Source organism: Streptomyces sp. CB02056 (assembly GCF_001905545.1).
Lineage (GTDB): Bacteria > Actinomycetota > Actinomycetes > Streptomycetales > Streptomycetaceae > Kitasatospora.
The window spans coordinates 216250-237860 of sequence record NZ_LIPD01000009.1 but is presented as its reverse complement, the minus strand read 5'-3'; the positions used below and the strand labels follow the sequence as shown (position 1 = coordinate 237860).

Annotated in this window: 12 protein-coding genes and 1 pseudogene; 3 read left to right on the top strand and 10 right to left on the bottom strand. The window is 75.7% G+C overall.

Annotation, left to right across the window (positions count from 1 at the left end; translation table 11 throughout):
* Window positions 1–247: 247 nt before the first annotated feature.
* Genes AMK13_RS25125 through AMK13_RS25115 form a run of 3 tightly spaced genes read right to left on the bottom strand, consistent with a single transcriptional unit; the run spans window position 248 to window position 9143 of the window.
* On the bottom strand, window positions 248–1654 hold the full coding sequence (locus tag AMK13_RS25125) for a DHA2 family efflux MFS transporter permease subunit (RefSeq protein WP_074004180.1): 1407 nt from the start codon (window positions 1652–1654) through the stop codon (window positions 248–250).
* Window positions 1651–1836, bottom strand: coding sequence for an MbtH family protein (locus tag AMK13_RS25120; protein WP_049656914.1), 186 nt, complete (start codon window positions 1834–1836; stop codon window positions 1651–1653). Before AMK13_RS25120 ends, AMK13_RS25125 begins: the two co-directional genes overlap by 4 nt.
* Complete coding sequence (locus AMK13_RS25115) at window positions 1833–9143, bottom strand: amino acid adenylation domain-containing protein (RefSeq protein WP_079272421.1); 7311 nt, start codon at window positions 9141–9143, stop codon at window positions 1833–1835. Before AMK13_RS25115 ends, AMK13_RS25120 begins: the two co-directional genes overlap by 4 nt.
* A 213-nt stretch (window positions 9144–9356) precedes the next feature.
* Between AMK13_RS25115 and AMK13_RS25110 the strand changes: the two genes are divergently transcribed.
* The gene (locus tag AMK13_RS25110) at window positions 9357–10502 is read left to right on the top strand and encodes an amidohydrolase (protein WP_074004419.1); all 1146 of its coding nucleotides are present in this window, start codon (window positions 9357–9359) and stop codon (window positions 10500–10502) included.
* A gap of 118 nt (window positions 10503–10620) precedes the next feature.
* Here the strand turns inward: AMK13_RS25110 and AMK13_RS25105 are convergent, their stop codons facing one another.
* The 6 genes and pseudogenes from AMK13_RS25105 to AMK13_RS25080 form a co-directional block, all read right to left on the bottom strand.
* A complete protein-coding gene (locus AMK13_RS25105; protein ID WP_158077745.1) occupies window positions 10621–11355 on the bottom strand; it encodes an AMP-binding protein in 735 nt (244 codons plus the stop codon).
* Between the two features lie 107 nt (window positions 11356–11462).
* Window positions 11463–11696: a phosphopantetheine-binding protein gene (locus AMK13_RS25100; protein WP_049657883.1), complete on the bottom strand. Its 234-nt coding sequence runs from the start codon at window positions 11694–11696 to the stop codon at window positions 11463–11465.
* 116 nt (window positions 11697–11812) lie between these two features.
* Window positions 11813–12430 (bottom strand): annotated as a pseudogene (locus AMK13_RS25095) (isochorismatase family protein); the annotation flags it as partial.
* 51 nt (window positions 12431–12481) lie between these two features.
* Window positions 12482–14161 carry a (2,3-dihydroxybenzoyl)adenylate synthase gene (locus AMK13_RS25090; protein ID WP_380717456.1) on the bottom strand — a complete coding sequence of 560 codons (1680 nt, stop codon included), beginning with the start codon at window positions 14159–14161 and terminating at the stop codon, window positions 12482–12484.
* On the bottom strand, window positions 14158–15369 hold the full coding sequence (gene dhbC, locus AMK13_RS25085; protein ID WP_079272487.1) for an isochorismate synthase DhbC: 1212 nt from the start codon (window positions 15367–15369) through the stop codon (window positions 14158–14160). The genes AMK13_RS25090 and dhbC overlap by 4 nt, the downstream gene beginning before the upstream one ends.
* A 95-nt stretch (window positions 15370–15464) precedes the next feature.
* Window positions 15465–16280, bottom strand: coding sequence for a 2,3-dihydro-2,3-dihydroxybenzoate dehydrogenase (locus tag AMK13_RS25080; protein ID WP_074004178.1), 816 nt, complete (start codon window positions 16278–16280; stop codon window positions 15465–15467).
* Between the two features lie 248 nt (window positions 16281–16528).
* Here AMK13_RS25080 and pepN point away from each other — a divergent pair, with 248 nt between their 5' ends.
* The gene (gene pepN / locus AMK13_RS25075) at window positions 16529–19018 is read left to right on the top strand and encodes an aminopeptidase N (protein WP_074004177.1); all 2490 of its coding nucleotides are present in this window, start codon (window positions 16529–16531) and stop codon (window positions 19016–19018) included.
* A gap of 174 nt (window positions 19019–19192) precedes the next feature.
* Here pepN and AMK13_RS25070 read toward each other — a convergent pair whose 3' ends face one another.
* Window positions 19193–20440 (bottom strand): CapA family protein, encoded by a 1248-nt coding sequence (locus AMK13_RS25070; RefSeq protein ID WP_074004176.1) that lies wholly within the window; start codon window positions 20438–20440, stop codon window positions 19193–19195.
* A gap of 343 nt (window positions 20441–20783) precedes the next feature.
* On the opposite strand from AMK13_RS25070, the gene AMK13_RS46325 reads away from it, so the two are divergent.
* On the top strand, window positions 20784–21572 hold the full coding sequence (locus AMK13_RS46325; protein WP_074004175.1) for a universal stress protein: 789 nt from the start codon (window positions 20784–20786) through the stop codon (window positions 21570–21572).
* Window positions 21573–21611: the final 39 nt, after the last annotated feature.

Genomic DNA, 21611 nt, shown 5'->3' with positions numbered 1-21611 from the left:
ACCCCTGATCGCCGCCGGCGGTCGCGGTCGGGATCCGGGAACGGCGTCACCGTCTTCCTCAGGGGTCCACGACCGGGTAGAGCGGGAAGCCCATCCGCGGGTCGTCGCGGATGGGCTTCCCGCTCGAGTCGTTGTCGGGGTCGGTCGGCGGGACGATCCGGCACGGTGGCGTTGCTCCCGTGCCCGGTGCGGTGGTCGTCCGCCGGGCCGCACGACGCAGGCGGGCGGACGACCACCACCTGAGGGCTCAGTCCTCCGGCGGCGGGCCCGGGGCGTCGACCGGGAGGCGGACGGCCAGGAGGGCGCCGGCGGCGACCAGGGCCGCCGTGAGCCCGAGGGCGAGCCGGTACGGTCCGGCGCCCGCGCCGTCGCCGAACGCGCCGATGAGGGCCGCGGTGGCGGCGATGCCGAGGGCGCCGCCGAGGGTGCGCAGGATGGTGAACAGGCCCATCGCGCGGCCCATCGCGGGCGGCGGGACGTCGGCGAAGCCGGCGATCTGGACGGTGAGCACGGCGGTGCCCAGCACCAGTCCGACGGCGAACATCAACGCCCGTACGGCCCACGGGTTCTCCGCGAAGCCGAGCACGGCCAGCACGGCCGCCGCCAGCAGCAGCCCGGGCAGGGCCAGCCGGCGCGGGCCGAGGCGGGGCAGCAGGCGGTCCACCACCTGCGAGGCGGCCATCAGGCCGATGGCCTCCGGGAAGACGCTCAGCCCGGCGTCCAGGGCGGTGGCGCCGCGCGCCGCCTGGTAGAGCAGCGGCAGCACGAACAGGGCGCCCATCAGCCCGGCCGAGGTCAGCAGGGCCAGCCAGCTCGCCGTGCCGAAGGTGCGGTCGGCGAGCAGCCGCAGGTCCACCAGGGGTTCGGCGGTGCGCAGTTGGTGCCGTACGGCGGCGCCCAGCAGGACCAGGCCGAGCAGTCCGCCGAGGGCCACCCCCGGAGAGGTCCAGCCGTGCGCCGGGCCGAAGCCGAGGGCGTAGGTGAGCAGGCCGAGGCCGGGGGTGGCGAGCAGGAACCCGGTGGTGTCGAAGCGGCCGGCCGGGGGCTCCTGTTCGCCGCGCAGGCCGATCAGCCCGATCAGCACGGCGGCCGCGCCGATCGGCACGTTGACCAGGAACAGCCAGTGCCAGGAGAGGTGTTCGGTGAGGAAGCCGCCGAGCGGCGGCCCGAGGGCGGGCATCAGCGCGGTCGGGACGATCAGGATGCGGCCCAGGCCGGCCCGCTCGTGCGGGGCGAAGGCCCGGAACAGCAGGGTCATCCCGACCGGTGTGAGCAGCCCGCCGGCCACGCCCTGGACGGCCCGGGCGGCGGACAGCGTGCCCAGGCCGGGCGCCGCCGCGCAGAGCGCGGAGGCGAGGGTGAAGGCGGCGAGCGAGCCGAGGAAGACCCGCTTGACGCCGTACCGGTCGCCGAGCCAGCCGGCCACCGGCAGCCCGAGGGCGAGGCCGACCAGGAAGGCGGTCTCCACGGCGTTCGCCGCCGAGACCGGGCGGCCGAAGTCCTCGGCGATGCTGAACAGCGCCGGGTTGACGATGGTCGAGTCCAGGCCGTTCATGCACATCGCGGCCGTGTAGACGACCACCACCGCGGCGCGCCCCGCGAGCAGGGGGCGCGCCGGGGCCTGGACCGCCGGAGGGGTTGCCGGAGGGGTCACAGCGTGGTCCAGTGCGCGGTGATCCACTCCAGGGCGGCCGGCCGCTCGCAGGGGCCGTGGGCGACGGTCCAACCGGCCGGGACGGCGGCGAAGGCGGGCCACAGGGAGTGCTGTCCCTCGGCGTTGACGAGCGCGAGGAACTCGCCGTCGGCGTCGAAGGGGTTGGCGGGGGCGTCACTCATCGGTGGTCTTCTCCATCGTCGGTCTTCTTGTCGGACTGCTTGTCGGACTGCTTGAGGTGGTCGGCGATCACGCTCGCGATGTGCGCGATCGGCTCGGGCAGGGTCATGTCCTTGTGGGAACAGGCCACGTCGGTGTTGGCGATCCGGCCGGACACGTACGGCGTCCACAGCTCGGGCACCAGGGTGTCGTCGATGGTGTCGACGGTGGCGCGGAAGAACAGCACGTCGCCGTCGAAGCGGCGGTGGTCGTAGCCGCGCACCAGGTGGTTGGTGTTGAGGTAGATCCGGTTCAGCGCGGCCACGGTGCTCTCGTCCAGCCCGGCGAGCGGGCTGCCCTCGCGGCGCAACAGCACGGTGACGGCGCCGAGTTCGAGCGGCAGGCCGTCGAGGTCCTCCGGTCCGAAGCCGCCCATGGTGAGCAGCGCCTCCAGTGCCTCGGCCTGGTCGGGGACGGGCAGCTCGCGGAAGCCCTCGGCCGGGTAGGCGTCCAGGATGGCGAGCAACTCGACCTCCTGGCCCAGCTCCTGGAGCCGGACGGCCACCGCGTGCGCGATGATCCCGCCGGTCGACCAGCCGAGCAGCCGGTACGGGCCCTCCGGCTGGACCTCGCGCAGCCGGTCGGCGTAGTGCGCGGCCAGCTCCTCCAGCGTTTCCGGGAGCGGGAGTTCGGCAGTGGCGGCGCCGACGCCCTGGGCCTGGAGGCCGTAGATCGGCACCTCGCCGGGCAGGTTGCGGATCAGGCCGGTGTAGCACCAGCTGAGGCCGCCGGCCGGGTGGACGGCGAACAGCGGGCGCTGCCGGCCGGGGGCGACGGGCCGCAGCAGCAGCAGCACGTCCAGGGCGTCGGCGCCGGGCGCGCCCGCCGCGAGGGCGGCGTCCAGGGCGGCCACGGTGGACGCCTGGAACAGCGCGCCGATGCCGACCTCCAGTCCGAGCACCTCGCGGATCCGCCCGGCGAGCCGCACGACCAGCAGCGAGTGCCCGCCGAGTGCGAAGAAGTCGTCCTCGACGCCGACCGAGGCCACGCCCAGCACCTCGGCGAACAGTTCGCACAGCTGCTGCTCGCGCGGGGTGCGCGGCGGGCGGCCGGCGCCCGCGGCGGGGGCCTCGGGGGCGGGCAGGGCGCGGCGGTCGAGCTTGCCGTTGGCGGTCAGCGGGAGGCGGTCGAGCAGGACGACGGCGGAGGGCACCATGTGGGCGGGCAGTTCGGCGGCGGCGTGGGCGCGCAGCTCGTCCGGGGTGGCGGTACCGACCGGTCCCACGGCGCCGACCGGGGAGACCGCGTAGCCGACCAGCCGCTTGTCCCCCGGCACGTCCTCCCGCACCACCACGGCGGCGTCGGCGACGGCCGGGTGGGCGGCCAGCACGGCCTCGATCTCGCCGAGTTCGATCCGGAAGCCGCGCAGCTTGACCTGCTGGTCGGCGCGGCCGAAGTACTCCAGGACGCCGTCGGCGCGGCGCCGGGCGAGGTCCCCGGAGCGGTACATCCGGGTGCCGCGCTCGCCGAACAGCGCGGCGTACGGGTCGGCGACGAAGCGGGTGGCGGACAGCTCGGGGCGGCCGAGGTAGCCGCGGGCCAGGCCCGCCCCGGCCACGTACATCTCGCCGGTGACGCCGGGCGGGACGGGCTGGAGGTGCTGGTCGAGGACGTAGACCCGCAGGTCGGGGATGTTGACGCCGATGGTGCTGCTGCTCCCGGCGGCGGCGCTCGCCCGGTCCAGGGCGATGTACGAGACGTGCACGGTGGTCTCGGTGATGCCGTACATGTTGACCAGCGTGGGCGCGTCCTCGGCGTGCCGGTCGTACCAGTCGTCCAGCCGGGCGAGTTCGAGCGCCTCGCCGCCGAACACCACGTAGCGCAGGGCGAGTTCGCTGCCGGGGCGGTCCCGGTCGGCGGCGCTGAGCTGGTAGAAGGCGGACGGCGTCTGGTTGAGCACGGTGACCCGCTCGCGGGCGAGCAGGTCCAGGAAGGCCGCCGGGTCGCGGCTGACCAGGTGCGGGACGACGACCAGTCGGCCGCCGTGCAGCAGGGCGCCCCACAGCTCCCAGACCGAGAAGTCGAAGGCGTAGGAGTGGAACAGCGTCCACACGTCCTCGGCGCCGAAGCCGAACCAGTGGTCGGTGGCGCCGAACAGCCGGACCACGTTGCGGTGGGTGACCGGCACGCCCTTGGGCCGGCCGGTGGAGCCGGAGGTGTAGATGACGTACGCGGTGTCCTCGGCGCGCAGCGGGCGGGTGCGCTCGTGCTGCTCCAGCGGGGCGGCCGGGAAGGCGGCGGACTCCGGCCCGTCGACCAGGAGTTGCCGCACCTCGTGGGCGGGCAGCCGGGGCGCGGTGGCGCGGTCGGTGAGCAGGGCGGCCGGGGTGGCGTCGGCCAGCATGTAGGCGAGCCGGTCGGCCGGGTAGTCGGGGTCGAGCGGCAGGTAGGCGGCGCCGGACTTGGCCACCGCCAGCAGGGCGACGACGAGTTCGAGCGAGCGCGGCAGGGCGAGCGCGACGATGGTGCCGGGACCGATGCCCTCGGCGGCCAGCAGCCGGGCCAACCGGTCCGCACGGGCGGCGAGTTCGGTGTAGTCGAGCTGCTCGTCCCGGTAGCCCACCGCCACGGCGTGCGGATGGGCGGCGGCGGCCGCCTCGAACAGCTCGGGCAGGGTGGCGTCCGAAGACGTGTCCACCGACGGGCCGTTCCACTCGACCAGGGCGCGCCGCCGCTCCTCCTCGCCGATCAGCGGCAGCAGGCCGATCGGGGTGTCGGGGGCGCTCGCGGCGGCGGTGAGCAGCCGGGTCAGGCGCTCCCCGAAGGCGGCCACGGTGGCGGCGTCGAAGAGATCGGTGCGGTACTCCAGGAAGCCGCCGATGCCGCCGCCGGGCAGTTCCCCGGCGTTCAGGGTGAGGTCGAACTTGGCGGTGCCGCTGGGGATCGCGGCGATGTCGGCGGTGAGGCCGCCGCCCAGGGCGGCCCGCTCGTCCGGGCGGCTCTGCCAGGCGAGCATCACCTGGAACAGCGGGTGGCGGGCGAGCGAGCGGGCCGGGTTGAGCTCCTCGACCAGGCGGTCGAAGGGCAGTTCGGCGTGCTCGTGCGCGGCGAGCACGGTGCCGCGGACCCGGGCCAGCAGCTCGCGGAAGGTCGGGTCGCCGGAGGTGTCGGTGCGCAGCACCACCGAGTTGACGAAGTAGCCGACCAGTGCGGCGGTCTCCTCGTCCTCCCGGCCGGCCACCGGGGTGCCGACCGGGATGTCGGTGCCGGCGCCGTGCCGGGTGAGCAGGGCGGCGAGCCCGGCCTGGACGGCCATGAAGACGGTGCTGTCGGCGGCCCGGGCGAGCCCGGCCAGGGCGGTGTGCGCCTCGGCGCCGAGCGCGAAGGGCACGGTGGCCCCCTGGTGGCCGGCGACGGCCGGACGGGGGCGGTCGAGCGGAAGCTCCAGCTGGTCGGGCAGTCCGGCGAGCGCGGCACGCCAGTGCTCCACCTGCCGGACGGCGAGCGGGCTGGGCGCGTCGGCGGCGCCGAGCCGCTCCCGCTGCCAGGCCGCGTGGTCGGCGAACTGGACGGCGAGTTCCGGCAGTTCCGGTTCCCGACCGGCACTCCGGGCGCCGTAGGCGACGGCCAGGTCGCGCAGCAGCGGGGTGGTGGAGGCGCCGTCGCCCGCGATGTGGTGGAGCAGCAGGAGCAGGGTGTGCCGCTCGGGGCCGTCGGTGAACAGGCTCGCGCGCAGCGGCGGTTCGGCGGTCAGGTCGAAGGCGTACCGGACTTCATCGGCCAGCTCTCCGGTGCTCCCGTGAAGTTCGGGCCGGAACTCGGAGAGGATGCGCTGGTACGGCGTGCCGTCCGGCTCCTCCCCGTAGACGGTGCGCAGGACTTCGTGCCGGGCGACGAGGTCGCCGAGCGCGAGGCCGAGGGCGTGCCGGTCGAGCGGGCCGGTGAGGGTGAGCGCCAGCGGGATGTTGTAGGTGGGGCTGGGGCCTTCGAGGCGGTGCAGGAACCAGAGCCCGCGCTGGGCGGGCGAGAGCGGCATCCGCCCGGTGCGCGGCACGGGCACCAGGGCGGGGCGGTGCTCGGGCTCCGCCGGGTCGAACAGGGCGGCCTGGTCGAGCAGTTCGACGAGGCCGGCCGGGGTCGGCTGCCGGAACACGTCGGCGAAGCCGACCGGGGCGGCGAAGGTCTCGCGCAGCCGGGCGGCGAGGCGGCCGGCGAGCAGCGAGTGGCCGCCGAGGTCGAAGAAGGAGGCCTCCCGGCCGGGTGCCTGCGGCAGGCCGAGGACCTCGGCGAACAGGCCGCAGACCAGTTCCTCCCGGGGCGTGGCCGCCGCGGTGCCCTCGGTGGCCGCGGCGGGCTCGGGCAGGGCCCGGTGGTCGAGCTTGTCGTGGGCGGTGCGCGGCAGTTCGTCCAGCAGCAGCACGGCCGCCGGGACCATGTGCGCGGGCAGCCGGGCGGCGAGCGCGGCGCGCAGCCCGTCCGGGTCGGGCGCGCTGCCGCTCTCCGGGACGGCGTAGCCGAGCAGGCGCTTGCCCTGCGGGCCGGGGCGGGCGATCACCACGGCCTGGGCGACGCCCGGGAGTTCGGCGAGGACGGCGGCGATCTCGCCGGGCTCGATCCGGAAGCCGCGGATCTTCACCTGGTCGTCGGCCCGGCCGAGGAACTCCAGGGTGTTGTCGGGGCGGCGCCGGGCGAGGTCGCCGGTGCGGTACATCCGGCTGCCGGGCGGGCCGAAGGGGTCGGCGAGGAAGCGTTCGGCGGTGAGGTCGGGGCGGCCGAGGTAGCCGCGGGCCAGGCAGGCGCCGGCCACGTACAGCTCGCCGGTGACGCCGTCGGGCGCGGGGCGCAGCGAGCCGTCCAGGACGTAGGCGCGGGAGCCGCGCACCACCCGGCCGCGCGGGGCGCCGTCCGGGCCCGGGGTCCAGGCGTAGGCGTCGACGGTGGTCTCGGTCGGGCCGTAGAGGTCGACCGGGTGCAGGCCGGGGACGGCGGCCAGGCGCTGCCAGAGGGCGGGCGGGGTGGCCTCGCCGCCGACCACGAGGACGGACGGGCGGTGCCGGCCCTCGTCCAGGATGCCTTCGGCGATCAGGACTTCGAGGTAGGAGGGGGTGAGGTCGAGGTAGTCGACGCGCTCGCGGTCGAGGTGGGCGGCGAGCGCGGCCGGGTCGCGGTAGGTGGCGTCGTCCAGCAGGTGGAGCTCGTGGCCGTGGACCATCCAGAGCACCGGGTCCCAGGAGGCGTCGAAGGCGAACGAGGCGCTGTGGGCGACGCGCAGCCGGTCCCGGCCGGCGCGGCGCAGGGCGGGGGCGACGTGGTCCTCGCCGAGGCCGGCGTGCAGGTTGGCCAGCGAGGCGTGGGTGACCACCACCCCCTTGGGGCGGCCGGTGGAGCCCGAGGTGTGCAACACGTAGGCGGGCTGGTCGAGTCGGGGCGCGGGCGGGGCGGTGTCGGGCTCGCCGGCCGCGTCCTGCGGGCGGACGACGGGCAGGCCGGCGGGCAGGCCGAGCCCGGCGAGGGCCTCGGCGGTGCCGATCGCGCAGACCGGGCGGGCGTCGGCCAGCACGGCGGCGAGGCGCCGCTCGGGGTGGGCGAGGTCGAGGGAGACGCAGGCGCCGCCCGCCTTGAGGACGGCGAGCATCGCCACCAGGGTGTCGGTGCCGCGCGGCAGGGCGATCGCGACCGGTGCGCCGTCCTTGACGCCGAGGGCGGTCAGCCGGTGGGCGAGCCGGTTGGCGGCGGCGTCGAGCTGCCGGTAGGTCAGCGCGGCCGCGCCGGAGCGGACGGCGACGGCCTCCGGGGTGCGGGCGGCCTGGGCGGCGAACAGCTCGGGCACGGTCCGCTCGACCGGCGGCTCGGTACGGCCTTCGGTGGCGCGGCGCAGGCCGTCCGGGTCGAGCAGGTCGATCCGGGCGACGGGCGTCCGGGGGTCGGTGAGCAGCAGGTCGGCGAGGGCGTCGAGGTAGCGCAGCAGGCCGTCGCGGTGGGCGGCGAGGGAGGCGGCCCCGTAGCGGGCCGGGTCGGCGTCGATGACCAGGCGCAGCGCGCCGTCCGGGCCGGGCGAGACGTTCAGGGCGAGGTTGTCGACCGGGCCGGCGGCGAGGTTGCGGACGGTGCCGGGCAGGCCGGCCAGGTCGAGGTCGCTCTCGAAGGCCTTGATGTTGACCATCGGGCCGAACAGGGCGCGGCGGTCGCCGGTGCGGCCGAGGTCGCGGCGCAGCTCCTCCAGCGGGTAGCGCTGGTGGCGGCGGACGGCGCGCAGCTCGCGGACCACGGCGCGCAGCAGGGCCTCGGCGCTGTCGGCGGGGCGGACGGCGAGGCGCAGCGGGAGCACGTTCGCGGCGGCGACGGGGGTGCGCAGGGCGGCCGGGCCGCGGCGGTTGGCGAGCGGCAGGCCGAGGACGACGTCCTGGGTGCCGGTCAGGCGGTGCAGGTAGCCGGCCGCGGCGGCGAGGAGCAGCTCGGCCCAGGTGGCGCGGACGGCCTCGGCGGCGCGCTCCAGGCGGTCGCGGGTGCCGGCGGGCAGCTCGGCGGTGAGGCGGATCGATGCGCCGGACGCGCCGGCTTCGCGAGACGCGCCGGACTCGGGGGACGCGCCGGGCTCGGGGGTGCCCGGGAGGGTGGCCGGGGTGTCGGCATCGGCCATCCGGGCCGACCAGTGGGCACGGTCGGCCCCGTACTGCGCGCTCTCGCGGTAGGCGGCCTCCTCGGCGGCGGCCTCGGCGAGTCCGGCGAAGGGGTTCGGCGCGGGGTCGGTGCCGGTGACGAGGGCGGTGTAGAGGGCGGCGACCCGGTCACCGAGGAGGGTCAACGCGTAGGCGTCGACGGCGAGGTGGTGGATGCGGCGGTACCAGAGCCGACGGTCCCCGGTGAGCCGGATGAGCGCGTGGGTGAACAGCGGGCCCTCGGCGAGGTCGGCCGGGCGGGCGAGGTCGGCGCGCATCCAGGCCTCGGCCTCGGCGGCCGGGTCTTCGGCGGCGCGCAGGTCCAGGCGGTGCAGCGGCCAGTGGCGGCCGGGGCTCAGCCGCTGGCGGGGCGTGCCGTCCGGGTCGGTGACGACGACGGCGCTCAGCGCCTGGGCCTCCTCCACCGCCTGCCGCAGCGCCTGTTCGAACCGCTCGTCGTCGAGCGGGCCGGTGATCTCGACGGCGTCGCCGGTGTTGTAGACCGGACTGTCGGGGTCGAGGGCCTGGGCGTACCAGATGGCGGCCTGGGCGGCGAGCAGGGGGACGTCGGCGGCCTGACCGTCGACGGTCCGGCTGTGGGCGGCCCGACTGTCGGCGATCTGGCTGTCGACGGTCTGACTGTCGGCGATCTGGGTTTCGACGGCAGGCATGGGGTGGAGAGCTCCTCGGGGGATCCGGAACGCCTTACTTAGGTTAGCCTAATCTAAGTTCATATGATCTGGTCAACGGCCCCGCAGGGTCGGGCCCCTGACACCCCGGAGACGCCACCCGTGCCCCAGACCGAACCGCTCCCGCAGAGCGCCGAACCAACCGGACCCACCGGACCCACCGAACCCACCGGACCCAGCGCCGCCAAGCGGGCCGTGCGCGAGCGCATCCTCGCCCTGCGGGCGGAACTCCTCGCGCTCAGCCACCGCATCCACGCCCACCCCGAGACCGCCTTCGAGGAGCACCTGGCGGCTGCCTGGTGCTCCGAACTGCTGCGCGCACACGGCTACTCGGTCACCGCGCCCGCCCACGGCCTGGCCACCGCCTTCGACGCACGCCTCGGCAGCGGGCCGGTCACCGTCGCGCTGGTCTGCGAGTACGACGCCCTGCCCGGACTCGGCCACGCCTGCGGGCACAACCTGATCGCCGCCGCCGGGATCGGCGCGGCGCTCGGGCTCGCCCCGTACGCGGACGAACTCGGGCTCACCGTACGGGTGATCGGCGCGCCGGCCGAGGAGCGCGGGGCGGGCAAGGCCCTGCTGCTGGAGGCCGGGGCGTTCGACGGGGTGGACGCGGCCATGATGGTCCACCCCTGCCCCGTCGAGGTCGCCGACTTCCGCTCCTTCGCCCTCGGCACGCTCTCCGTCCGCTACACCGGGCGTGCCGCCCACCCGAGCCTCGACCCGCACCGGGGGCGCAACGCCGCCGACGCGCTCACCGTCGCCCAGGTCGCGATCGGGCTGCTGCGCCAGCACCTCCCGCCGCAGTGGCGGGTGCACGGCATCACCACGGCGGCCGGAACGGCGCCGAACCTGATCCCGGACAGCGCGAGCGCCGAGTACGAGATCCGGGCCTCGGCGGCCGAGGACCTCGCCGAACTGCGCTCCCGGGTCGAGGACTGCTTCCGCGCCGGGGCGCTCGCCACCGGCTGCGAGGTGGAACTGACCCGCCCCGAGCCGGACTACCTGGACATGCGCTCCGACCCCCGGCTGCTGACGCTGTGGCGGGCCAACGCGGCGGCGCTCGGCCGGCCGGAACCGGTCGAGAGCGGACCCTTCGCCTGTACGGACATGGGGAACGTGTCGCACGCGGTGCCGTCGATCCATCCGGTGCTGGACATCACCGGCGGCGCCTGCGCCCCGCACGAGGCGGCGTTCGCCGAGGCGGCGCTGGGCGCAGAGGCGGAGCGGGCGGTGCTGGACGGCGCGGTGGCGATGGCGTGGACGGCGGCGGACCTGGCGGCGGATCTTGCGGCGGAGTCGGCGGAGTCGGCGGAGTCGGCGGCAGCGACGAACGAATGACGGCCGACAACTTTCAGCGAACAGATAACGAAATCTGTTCGCTGAAAGTTGTCATCTGTTATCTGTTACCCGTCGACCGTCTTCCGTCAGCCGTCGCCCCCGGCGCCCCGGGTCCCGCTCACCCGCCGAGCAGCACCCCGGGCGCCACCCGCACCGCCGTCACGCCCAACTCCCGCACCAGCGCCCCGACCTCGCCCTCCTGCCACGGGTCGGCGAGCACCACGGCGGCGCCGGTCCGCAGCGGCCACAGGTACTCCCAGAGCGGCAGGCCCAGCTGCAGCACCCGGTCGCCCGGCCCGAGCGGGTGGGCCGCCTGGAGCTCGCGCACCCGGCGGTCCGCCTCGGCGTGGGTGAGCCGGACGGCGCTCGGGCGCCCGCCCGGGCCGTACCCGACGCAGAGCAGATGGTGCGGGGTGAGCGCCCGGGGCGGGTCGGTGGGCAGCTCGCCCTCCGTCTCCAGCCCGGCCAGCGCCCCCGGCACCCCCTCCCCCAGCACGCAGACCGGAGCGTTCTCCGCGAGCAGCCGCTCGCGCCGCCCGGGCGTGTCCGACGGGTCCAGCGGAAGGTACGCCGCACCCGACTTCGCCACCGCCAGCAGCGCCGTCACCAGCTCCGCCGGACGGCGGAACGCCGCCAGGCCGACCACCGCACCCGGGCGGGCCCCACGGGCGGCCAGGGCGCGCGCCAGCCGGTTGGCCGAGGCGTTCAACTCCCGGTAGCCGACGGTCTCCCCGCCCGCGAGCACCAGCGCCGGCGCGTCCGGCGTCCGCGCCGCCTGCGCCTCGACCGGCCCCACCGCGGTGGTGGCCGGGTAGCGCACCGTCCGGCGCGGCAGCGGAGGCAGTTCGGGCACCTCGGGCAGCACCGCCCCGCGGGCCGCATCCCGGGCTCCAGCCCGAACCGGCTCCCGGAGCGGATCCCGCACCGGGTCCCGCAGCGCCTCGCCCACCCCCGCCGCCATCACGCCGCGCCCAGCAGCTCGGCCCAGGCCTCGATCGCCGGGCGCTCCGCGAGCTGGACGAACGCCACCTCGGCGCCCTCCTCCTGCCAGCGCCCGGCGAGGGTCATCAGCCGGATGGAGTCCAGCCCCCAGTCGACCAGGTTCTCGTCCAGCGGGATCTCCGCCGGGTCCTCGCCGAGCAGGTCAGCGACCTCGGCCCGGATCCGCTCCACCGTGAAGCCCGTACCCGTCACTTGCCGCCCACCCCTTCGAGCACGTCGACGCCTGCGGCGTCCAAGCCGGCCGTGGCGTCCAGGCCGGCCACGGCATCCAGGCCGGCCGCCGCAGCGGCCGGAGCCATCGCCCCGAGCACGGTCTCCGCCGTGGCGACCATCCCGCAGCGCCCGGCCACCCAGGCCAGCGCACCGCGGTGCTCCGCCGGGCCGAAGTCGGCGACCGCGTCGGCCACCACGAAGGCCTGCACGTCCCGCATCCAGGCGTCGCAGGCGGTCGCCTGTACCCCGATGTGCGCGTACACGCCGGTGATCACCAGCTGGTCCCGCCCCTGCTCGCGCAGCAGCTGCTCCAACTCGGTGCGCACGAAGGCGCTGTACTTCCACTTGGTGAGAACGGTGTCGCCCGACGCGGGAGCGACGGCGTCGGCGATCGCGGTGGCCCGCGGGTCGGCCGGGATGCCCGGGCCCCAGAAGTCCTGCTGCAGCCCGCGCTCGGCCGGGCTCTGTCCGCCGAGCTGCGCCGAGTACACGACGGGCACGCCGGCGGCACGCGCGGCCTCCGCCAACGCCTGGACGTTGCCGAGGAGTTCGGGCACCGGCGCGGCCTCGGCGTCGAAGGCGTCCAGGAAGTGGTTCTGCAGGTCGTGCACCAGCAGGACGGCGCGCGCCGGGTCGACCGTCCAGGAGACCCGGTTGGCGGGCAGTTCCTCGGCGGCGGGCATGGGATAGCGGGGAATGCGGGGCAGGCCCACGGTGGTGTTCCTTAGCTAGATGTGGCGAGGTGGCGACGAAGGACGGAGGCGTCAGCCGGTGGTCAGCGAGGCCGCGATCGCGGCCCGCAGCTCCTTCTTGCTGACCTTCCCGATCCCGGTGGCCGGGAAGGCGGCGACGAACTCGACCCGGTCCGGCACCTTGTACTCGGCGAGCCCGCGCTGTCGCACGAACCGCTTCAACTCGACGCTCTTCGGGGGCTGTTCACGACTCTCGGCGCGCAGCACCACGTACGCGCAGGTGCGCTCGCCCAGGTACGGGTCGGGCATCGACACCACCGCCGCGTCGTGCACCGCGGGGTGCGCGAGCAGGTGGTTCTCGATCTCCTCGGCGGCGACCTTCTCCCCGCCCCGGTTGATCTGGTCCTTGGCCCGTCCCTCGACCACCAGGTGGCCGGTGGGGGTGCGCCGGACCAGGTCCCCGGTGCGGTAGAAGCCGTCCGCCGTGAAGGAGTCGGCGTTGTGCCCGGGCGCGTTCCAGTAGCCGCGGATGGTGTACGGGCCGCGCGTGAGCAGGTGTCCGGTGGCGCCGTCGGGCAGGTCCCGGTCCTGGTCGTCGACGACCCGGACCTCGTCGTCGGGCGAGATCGGCCGGCCCTGGGTGGTGGTGACCAGCTCCTCCGGGTCGTCCAGCCGGGTGTAGTTGACCAGGCCCTCGGCCATCCCGAACACCTGCTGGAGCGTGCAGCCCAGCACCGGGCGCACCCTCCGGGCCGCCTCCTCGCTGAACTTGGCGCCGCCGACCAGCAGCACCTCCAGGCTCTCGTAGCCGCGGGCGCCGCGCTCGGCGGCGTCCAGCCAGAGCAGCGCGAGCGGCGGCACCAGCCCGGTGATGGTCACGCCCTCGCGCTCGATCAGCGGGAAGGCCGTCTCGGGGGCGGGCTGCGGGCAGAGCACCACCCGGCCGCCGGCGTACAGCGTGCCGAGCGAACCCGGCGAGCTGAGCGGGAAGTTGTGGGCGGCGGGCAGCACGCACAGGTACACGCTGTCCGGGTCCTGGCCGCACAGCTCGACCGAGCCGCGCAGCGAGTAGATGTAGTCGTCGTGGGTGCGCGGGATCAGCTTCGGCACGCCGGTGCTGCCGCCAGAGAGCTGGAGGAAGGCGACGTCCTCGGGCCCGGGCTCCCCGCCGAAGGCCTCCGGGCCGGGCCCGTCGCAGGGCACGTCCGCGAGCCGGACGTGCTCCCCCGGGTCCTCGCCGGCCACCAGCACCAGCCGTAGCGCGGGGTTCTCGGCCCGTACCCGGCTGGCGAGTTCGCGGTAGTCGAAGCCGCCCTCGACGGCGGGCACCACGTACGCCGCCGCCCCGGTGAAGGAGCAGAAGTACCCGATCTCGGCGTACCGGTGGGCGGGCAGCGCGAAGACCGGCAGCGCGCCGATCCGGAACAGCGCGAACACGACCTCGAAGAACTCGGCGGCGTTGGGCAGTTGGACCACCACCCGGTCCCCGGCCCGGATGCCCCGGGCGAGCAGTCCGGCGGCCATCCGGTCGGCCCGGCGGTCGAGTTCGGCGTACGTCCAGCGCCGCTCGGTCGCCGCCACGCCGTGGCCGCCCGGGTCGACGACGGCGGTGCGCCCGCCGTGCTCGGCGGCGCGCTCGCGCAGCATCCGCCCGAAGGTCTCGCCGCGCCAGTACCCGGCGGCCCGGTAGCGCTCGGCGAACTCGGCGGGGTACGGGGTGAAGCCCGCCCGGGCCGTCTCCAGCGGCGTCACCGGGCCACCCCCGCGGCGTCCAGGAAGGTGCGGAACTTGGCACTGGTCTCGGCGAGTTCGGCCTCCGGCCGGGACTGCTCGACCACGCCGGCGCCGGCGTACACGCGCAGCGTCCGCCCCTCCGCCTCGGCGCAGCGGATGGTGACCACCCACTCGCCGTCGCCGGTCGCGTCCTCCCAACCGACCATGCCGGTGTAGAGGCCGCGGTCGAAGGGCTCGACCTCGCCGATCACCCGGCGGGCGACGTCCGTCGGCGTGCCGCAGACCGCCGGGGTGGGGTGCAGCGCGCAGGCCAGTTCGAGGGCGGAGACCGCCGGGTCGGCCAGCTCGCCGCGGATCGTGGTGGCCAGGTGCCACATCGCGGCCGTCCGTACCAGGGTGGGCCGTTCGGGCACCTCCAGGGTGCGGCAGTACGGCGCCAGCGCCTCGCGGATGGCGTCCACCACGACGGCGTGCTCGTGCAGGTCCTTGGGCGACTCCAGCAGCGCGGCGGCGCGCCGGACGTCCTCGCCGAGGTCCTCGCTGCGCGGAACGGAGCCGGCCAGCGGGTTGGCCAGCACGGCCGTTCCCCGCCGGGAGAGCAGGAGTTCGGGGCTGGCGCCGACCAGGGTGCGGCCGCCGCCGGACGGGACGGCGAAGGTGTAGCCGCCCGGGTCGCGGCGGGCCAGCCGCTGCAGGATGGCGGGCAGGTCGAGCGGCCGCGCGGCGCTCAGCTCCAGCGTCCTGGCCAGCACCACCTTGCTCAACTCCCCGCCGCGCAGCCGCTCGACGGCGGCCGCGACGCCCGCGCCGTACGCCTCGGGCGCGGGCACCGGGTCGATCCGCCAGTCGGCCTGCTCGGCCGGCGGCGCGGGCAGGGCGATCAGCGGGTCGTCGCGCAGCGCCCCGGCGGTGCGGACCCGGGCGGGGACGGCGAGTTCGACCCGGCTGTCCCGGTCGAACGCCACCGCGCCGACCACCAGCGGCCGTTCGACGCCGGAGCGGCCCGCCTCGGCCAGCGTCTCGGCGACCCGCACCGACAGCGGCCGCCCGTCCTGCGGCACCCGGGCGTGCACCCCGGAGCCGAGCAGGGTGCGGGTCGGCGAGGCGAAGAACGCCTCGTCGGAGCCGGCCCGGTACTGGCCGAGCAGTCCGCTGGCCGCGCCGATGACGGCGTGGTCCTGGCCCTCGGCGAGGGCGGTCGCCGGGGCGTCGGGCCCGGCGGGTATCGGCCCGGCGGGGGCGTGGTGCACCGTGGTCACGGCGGTTTCTCCAGTCTGGGACGGTTCTTCGGGGGGTGGGAGGAGGACCGGCGGCGTTCCGCTCAGGCGCGCAGGGTCGCGCCGCCGTCGACGTACAGGTCGTGCATGGTGATGTGCCGCGCCCGGTCGGAGGCCAGGAACACCACGGCCTCCGCGATGTCGGCGGGCGCGGCGATCCGCCCGAGCGGGATGCCGACCCTCCAGGCGCCCAGGTCGCCCTCGATCACCCGGCGTTCGGCCGCCTCGGCGTCCTCGCCCCACAGCGCGCGCTGCATCGCGGTGTCGGTCGAGCCGGGCGACACCACGTTGCACCGCACCCCGGACCGGGCGAGTTCCAGCCCCAGGCAGCGGGTGAACATGGTGGCCGCCGCCTTGGACGCCGCGTAGGCGGCCATCCCGGCGCGCGGCACCCCGGCGGCGTTGGAGCCGACGGTCACGACCGCCCCGCGTCCGCGGTCCGCCATCCGGCGGCCGACGGCGCGGCTGGTGTGGAAGACGCCGGTGGTGTTGACGGCGAAGGTGTCCGCCCAGTCCCCGTCGGTGAGTTCGACGACCGGGGCGGTGCGCAGGATTCCCGCGACGTTGACCAGCACGCCGATCGGTCCGAGCCGGCTCTCGATCGACTCCACGGTGCTGTCGACCGCCTGGGCGTCCGAGACGTCCAGCGCGTAGGGACGCACGGACGGCAGCTCGGCCGCCAGCGCGTCGATCCCGCCGGGATCGCGGTCCACCGCCGCGACGACGGCTCCCTCGGCCACCAGCGCCCGCACCACGGCCGCGCCGATGCCCTGCCCGGCCCCGGTGACCATCGCGACGACACCGGCGAATTCGGACTGTTGCTGCACAGGACATCCCCTCCGACCAGCAAGATTAGGCAAGCCTAACCTAACACAGCCGTTCGCCTGTGCCGAGCGCCTGTACGAATTCCGCTGCTTCGCCGTCAACTCGCTCCGGACGCACGGAGGCCGTCCGCCCCGGACGATCCGGCGGCCCCGGTCTCCTTCCGGCACCGAAGAGCCGGCACCGAGAAGCGGGCATCGAAGAGCGGGTGCCAAAAGGCCGGCACCGAAAAGCCGGCACCGAAAAACGGGTGCCGCCCACCCGTGGATGAAGCAGCATGAGCCGTATGTCTGATACCTCAGTACTCACCCGGGCCGAGGCCGTCGAGCGCCACCACCTGCTCGACGTCCGCACCGTCCGCCTCGACCTCGACCTGACCCGCGGTCGGGAGGTCTTCGGCTCCACCACGGTGATCCGCTTCGGCTGCACCACCCCGGGCGCCGGGACCTACGTGGACGTCAAACCGGCCGCGCTCCGCCGGGTGGTGCTGAACGGCCGCGAACTGGACGTCGCCGCGCTGCGCGCCGGGCGCTTCCCGCTGACCGGCCTGGCGGCCGACAACGAGCTCACCGTCGAGGCCGACATGGCCTACTCGCACACCGGCGAGGGCATGCACCGCTTCACCGACCCGGCCGACGGCGAGGACTACGTCTACACCCAGTCCTTCCTCGACGACGGCCCGCGGGTGTTCGCGTCCTTCGACCAGCCCGACCTCAAGGCGCGGTACACGGTGTCCGTCACCGCGCCGCGGCAGTGGACCGTGGTCGGCAACGGCGTGGGCCGCCAGGTCACGCCCGGGCGCTGGGAGTTCGCGCCCACCCCGGCGATCAGCAGCTACCTGGTCTCCGTGGTGGCCGGCCCGCTGCACTCGGTGCGCGCCGAGCACGACGGGATCCCGCTCGGCCTGCACTGCCGCCGCTCGCTCGCCGCCCACCTGGACGCCGACGCCCCTGAGCTGCTGGAGGTCACCCGGCAGGGCTTCGACCACTACCACCGGGTCTTCCGGCACCGCTACCCCTTCGACAGCTACGACCAGTGCTTCGTCCCGGAGTTCAACGCCGGCGCGATGGAGAACCCGGGCTGCGTCACACTGCGCGACGAGTTCGTCTTCCGCTCCGCCGTGGACGACACCAGGCGCGAGGAGCGCGCCCTGGTGGTGGTGCACGAGATGGCGCACATGTGGTTCGGCGACCTGGTCACCATGAAGTGGTGGGACGACCTGTGGCTGAACGAGTCCTTCGCCGAGTACATGGCCTACAGCGTCACCGCCTCCTCCACCCGCTTCACCAGTGCCTGGACCGGCTTCGCCGCCAACCGCAAGACCTGGGGCTACGACGCCGACCAGCGCCCCTCCACCCACCCGGTGGCACCCGGCACGGTGGACGACACCGCCCAGGCGCTGCAGAACTTCGACGGCATCTCCTACGCCAAGGGCGCCGCCGCGCTGCGCCAGCTGGTCGCCTGGCTCGGCGAGGAGGCCTTCCTGGCCGGCGTCAACGACTACTTCGACGAGCACGCCTTCGGCAACGCCACCCTCGACGACCTGCTCCGTGCCCTGGCCGCGACCAGCGGCCGCGACGTCCACGGCTGGGCCGACCGCTGGCTGCGCACCACCGGCGTGGACACCCTGCGGCTGACCGACGGCCGGATCGAGCACACCTCGGCCGACGGCGGGCCGCGCCCGCACCAGCTGACCGTGGGCCACTACCGGCGCACCCCCGAGGGCGCCCTGGAGCTGGCCGACCGCGTGCCGCTGGACCTGGCGGCCGACAGCACCGCGGCGGTGAAGGCCGACGCCGAGCTGACCCTGCTCAACGACACCGACCTCAGCTTCGTCAAGATCCGTCTCGACCCCGGCTCCTGGCGGACCGTGCGCTCCTCGCTCGGCGCCGTGCCCGAGGAGCTGGCCCGGGCCGTGCTCTGGAGCGCCGCCCGGGACCAGGTGCGCGACGGGGAGCTGGCGCCCGGCGAGTACCTGGAGCTGGTCGCCGCCCACCTGCCCGGCGAGACCTCGGTGCACCTGGTCGACGCGGTGCTCTCCTTCGCCCGCGACTTCGTGGTGGACTGCGCCGTGCCGCCGACCGCACGGCCGGCGGCACTGGCCGTCCTGAACGAGGTCTGCCGCACCCTGCTGCGGCGCACCGAGGACGAAACGGACCGCACCGGGCTGCGCCTGGTGGCCGCGCGCGGCGTGATCGGCACCGCCGCCGGCGAGGCGCAGGCCGCCGAGCTGCGCGACTGGCTGGCGGCCGGCACCGTGCCCGGCGGGCCGGTGCTCGACCCGGACCTGCGCTGGCAGCTGCTGCTGCGGCTGTGCGTGCTCGGCGCGGCGGGTGAGCCGGAGATCGCCGCCGAACTCGCCGCCGACCCCAGCGACACCAGCGAGAAGGGCGCCGCCCGCTGCCGCGCCGCACTGCCCGACCCGGGGGCCAAGGAGGCCGCCTGGCAGGCGCTGTTCCACGGCGAGCTCTCCAACTACCTGGCCGCCGCCACCGCCAGGGGCCTGTGGCAGCCCGAGCAGGCCGAGCTGCTGGACGGGCTGACCGCCCGCTACTTCGAGGAGCTGGGGTCGGCCGCCGCCCGCCGCGGCCCCGCACTGGCCCGGGTGCTCGCCACCACGGGCTTCCCCGCCTTCGCCGCCACCGACCGGACGGTACGGGCGGCCGAGGCCTGCCTGGCCGACCCGGAGCTCACCGCGGCGACCCGGCGCGGACTGGTGGACCAGCTGGACACCCTGCGCCGCGCCGTCCGGGCACGGGCGCGGGCCGAGCAGTAGCACCCCCCGACGGGCGGTAGGCGGCGGCGCGGCCCGGGTGGTCGCGCCGCCGTCTCGTGCTGTCCCGTGCCGCCGCACCGCGACGCCGCGCCCTGGTCCGGCAGGGCCCGTCCTCCGGCAGGACCCGTCCGGCAGGGCTCCCGCAGGACGTGCCCCGGGCCGGTCGACCGGAATCTAGCGCGGCGCGGCGGGGGTCGTCGGAGCCTTCGCGGGAGCCGTCGAGGACTTCCCGGGAGCCGTGGAGGCGGGGGCCGTCGGGGTAGTGGGGGCCGTCGCGGGGGTGCCGGGGGCGCCCGGGGCGGCGGGCGCCGGGGAGAGGCCGGTGCAGCCGCGCAGGCCGTCGCGGCGCTTGAGGGCGGCCTCGGCGGTGGCGCCGGTGACCGGCTCCGGGATGCCCTTGTCGTCGATGGTGGCCGGGGTGAAGGCCTCGCCGGTCACCTTGCCGTCGGCGGTGAGGGTGAGGGTGGTGACGCCGGTCTCGTTGGAGTTGGCGTAGTTCGAGGTGCCGTACCAGAGGAAGTTGCCGAAGCCGTACCCGATGTAGGTGTCGCCGAGCATGCCCGAGCCGACCATGGTGTGCGCGTGGGTGCCGACCACGGCGGTGGCTCCGGCGGTGGCGAGCTTCTTGGCGATGGTGGTCTGCGGACCGGTCGGGCAGGCCTTGCCCTCGTCGCCCCAGTGCAGGTAGACGAGCACCACCGGGGCCTGCTGCTTCGCCGTCTCCACCGCCTTGACCAGCGCCGGGACGTCCAGCGCCGAGGCGATGCCCGGCTTGCTCGCGCCGGCCCGCCACTTCTGGTTGGTGAGGTCCTCGACCTGGCTGGCGGCGACCACCGCGACCTTCACCCCGCGCACGGTGGTGACGTACGGGGCGTACGCCTCCTTGGCGTTGCGCCCGACGCCGACCACCGGGATCGGCGAGGAGTCCTTGGCGGCGAGGGTGTCGGTGAGGCCGTCGGCGCCGAAGTCCACGGCGTGGTTGTTGGCCATCGAGACGACGTCGACGCCCGAGTCCTTGAGCACCGACAGCGCCTTGGGCGAGGTGCGGAAGGTGTACGTCTTCGGCTCCGGGGCGCCGCGCCCGGTGATCGCGGTCTCCAGGTTGAGGACGGACAGGTCGGCGTCGGCGAGGGTGCGGGAGATCGGGCCGAGCGCAGGCTCGGGCGGCTTGACCGCCAGCCGGGCCTCGGTGCGGCCCTCGAAGTGGACGTCCCCGGCGAAGGCGACGGTGATGGTGCCGTCGGGCCGGGGCGGGGCGCTCTTGCCCGGGGCCGTGCCGGAGGGCGAGCCGCCCGGCGCCGAGGACTCGCCCGGCGGGACGGGGGCGGCGGAGGCCGGGGCCGGGGCGGGGTCGTCCGGCCCGCAGGCGGTGACGGCGGTCAGTCCGGCGAACAGCGCGACGGCGGCCGCGGCACGGCGCATGAGTGGATCCCCCCGAGGATGATGCGAGAACGATCAGCGTACGCCACCGAATCACCACCGCTCGGACCCGAGCCCGCAACATTCCGGCCACAAAAGGGCACGGCGCGGCGGCCCCGACCGGGCGCCGACGGCCGCTCCCCGGACGGCGCACCCGGCCCGCCTGGCCGACCCGTCCCAACCGCCCACCCGACCGGGCCACCACGTCCCTGGCGCGGAGGCGGGCGGGGCGCGCAGCGTGGTGTGGAGGGGACGAGTACGGGGGAAGCGCGTGCGGGGGGAGCCCGTGCAGGGGAGCGCGCGTAGGGGGGCGAGTCCCGCACCGAAGGCCCGGAGGTGTGACGTGATGGGCAGCAATCAGCTCTCCTCCGCGGGTGACGTCTCCCCCGCGGGCGGCGGCCGCGCCTCCCCCGCCCGGGAGCGCCGGATCGTGGTCGGGATCGACGGCTCCCCGCCGTCGAAGGCGGCCCTGCGCTGGGCGGTCGGCCAGGCCGTGCTCACCGGGGCGACGGTGCACGCGGTGGCGGCCTGGGAGTACCCCTCGCTGTACGGGTGGTTCGCGCCGATGGTGGACGACGGCTTCGAACGGATCGCCCGCCGGACGCTGAGCGCCGAGATCAACGAGGTCCTCGGCCCGGACCGCCCGGTGGACGTCCGGGAGAGCCTGGTGCTGGGCCACGCCGCCGAGGTGCTGCTGGAGGCCGCCGAGGGGGCCGACCTGCTGGTGCTGGGCAGTCGCGGCCGGGGCACCTTCGCCCGGACCCTGCTCGGCTCGGTGTCCACCCGGTGCGCGGTGCACGGGGTCTGCCCGGTGGTGATCGTCCGCGCCGACGGGGCGGCCTCCCCCGCGGCTACCGCCCTCGGGGTCGAACAGCCGGCGCCCGGGGCCGTGCGCACCAAGGACTGGCAGCTCAGCCTGCACGTGGTGGAGGACGAGGACACCACCCGGGTGCACGCCGTGCTGGACGCCGACGGCAACGTGCTGCACAGCGACACCCGCTCCCGCCGCAACCCGCGCGACGCCCCGGCCCCGGCGGTCGGCGACGAGTTCGCGGTCGGCCGCGCCCTGGTGGACCTCGGCCACCAGCTGCTGCGCGCCGGCGTCCACGGCGCCACCGGGACCACGGAGGAGTGAACAACCCGGCCGGGGGTGGGAACCGGGCCGTGGCGTGAG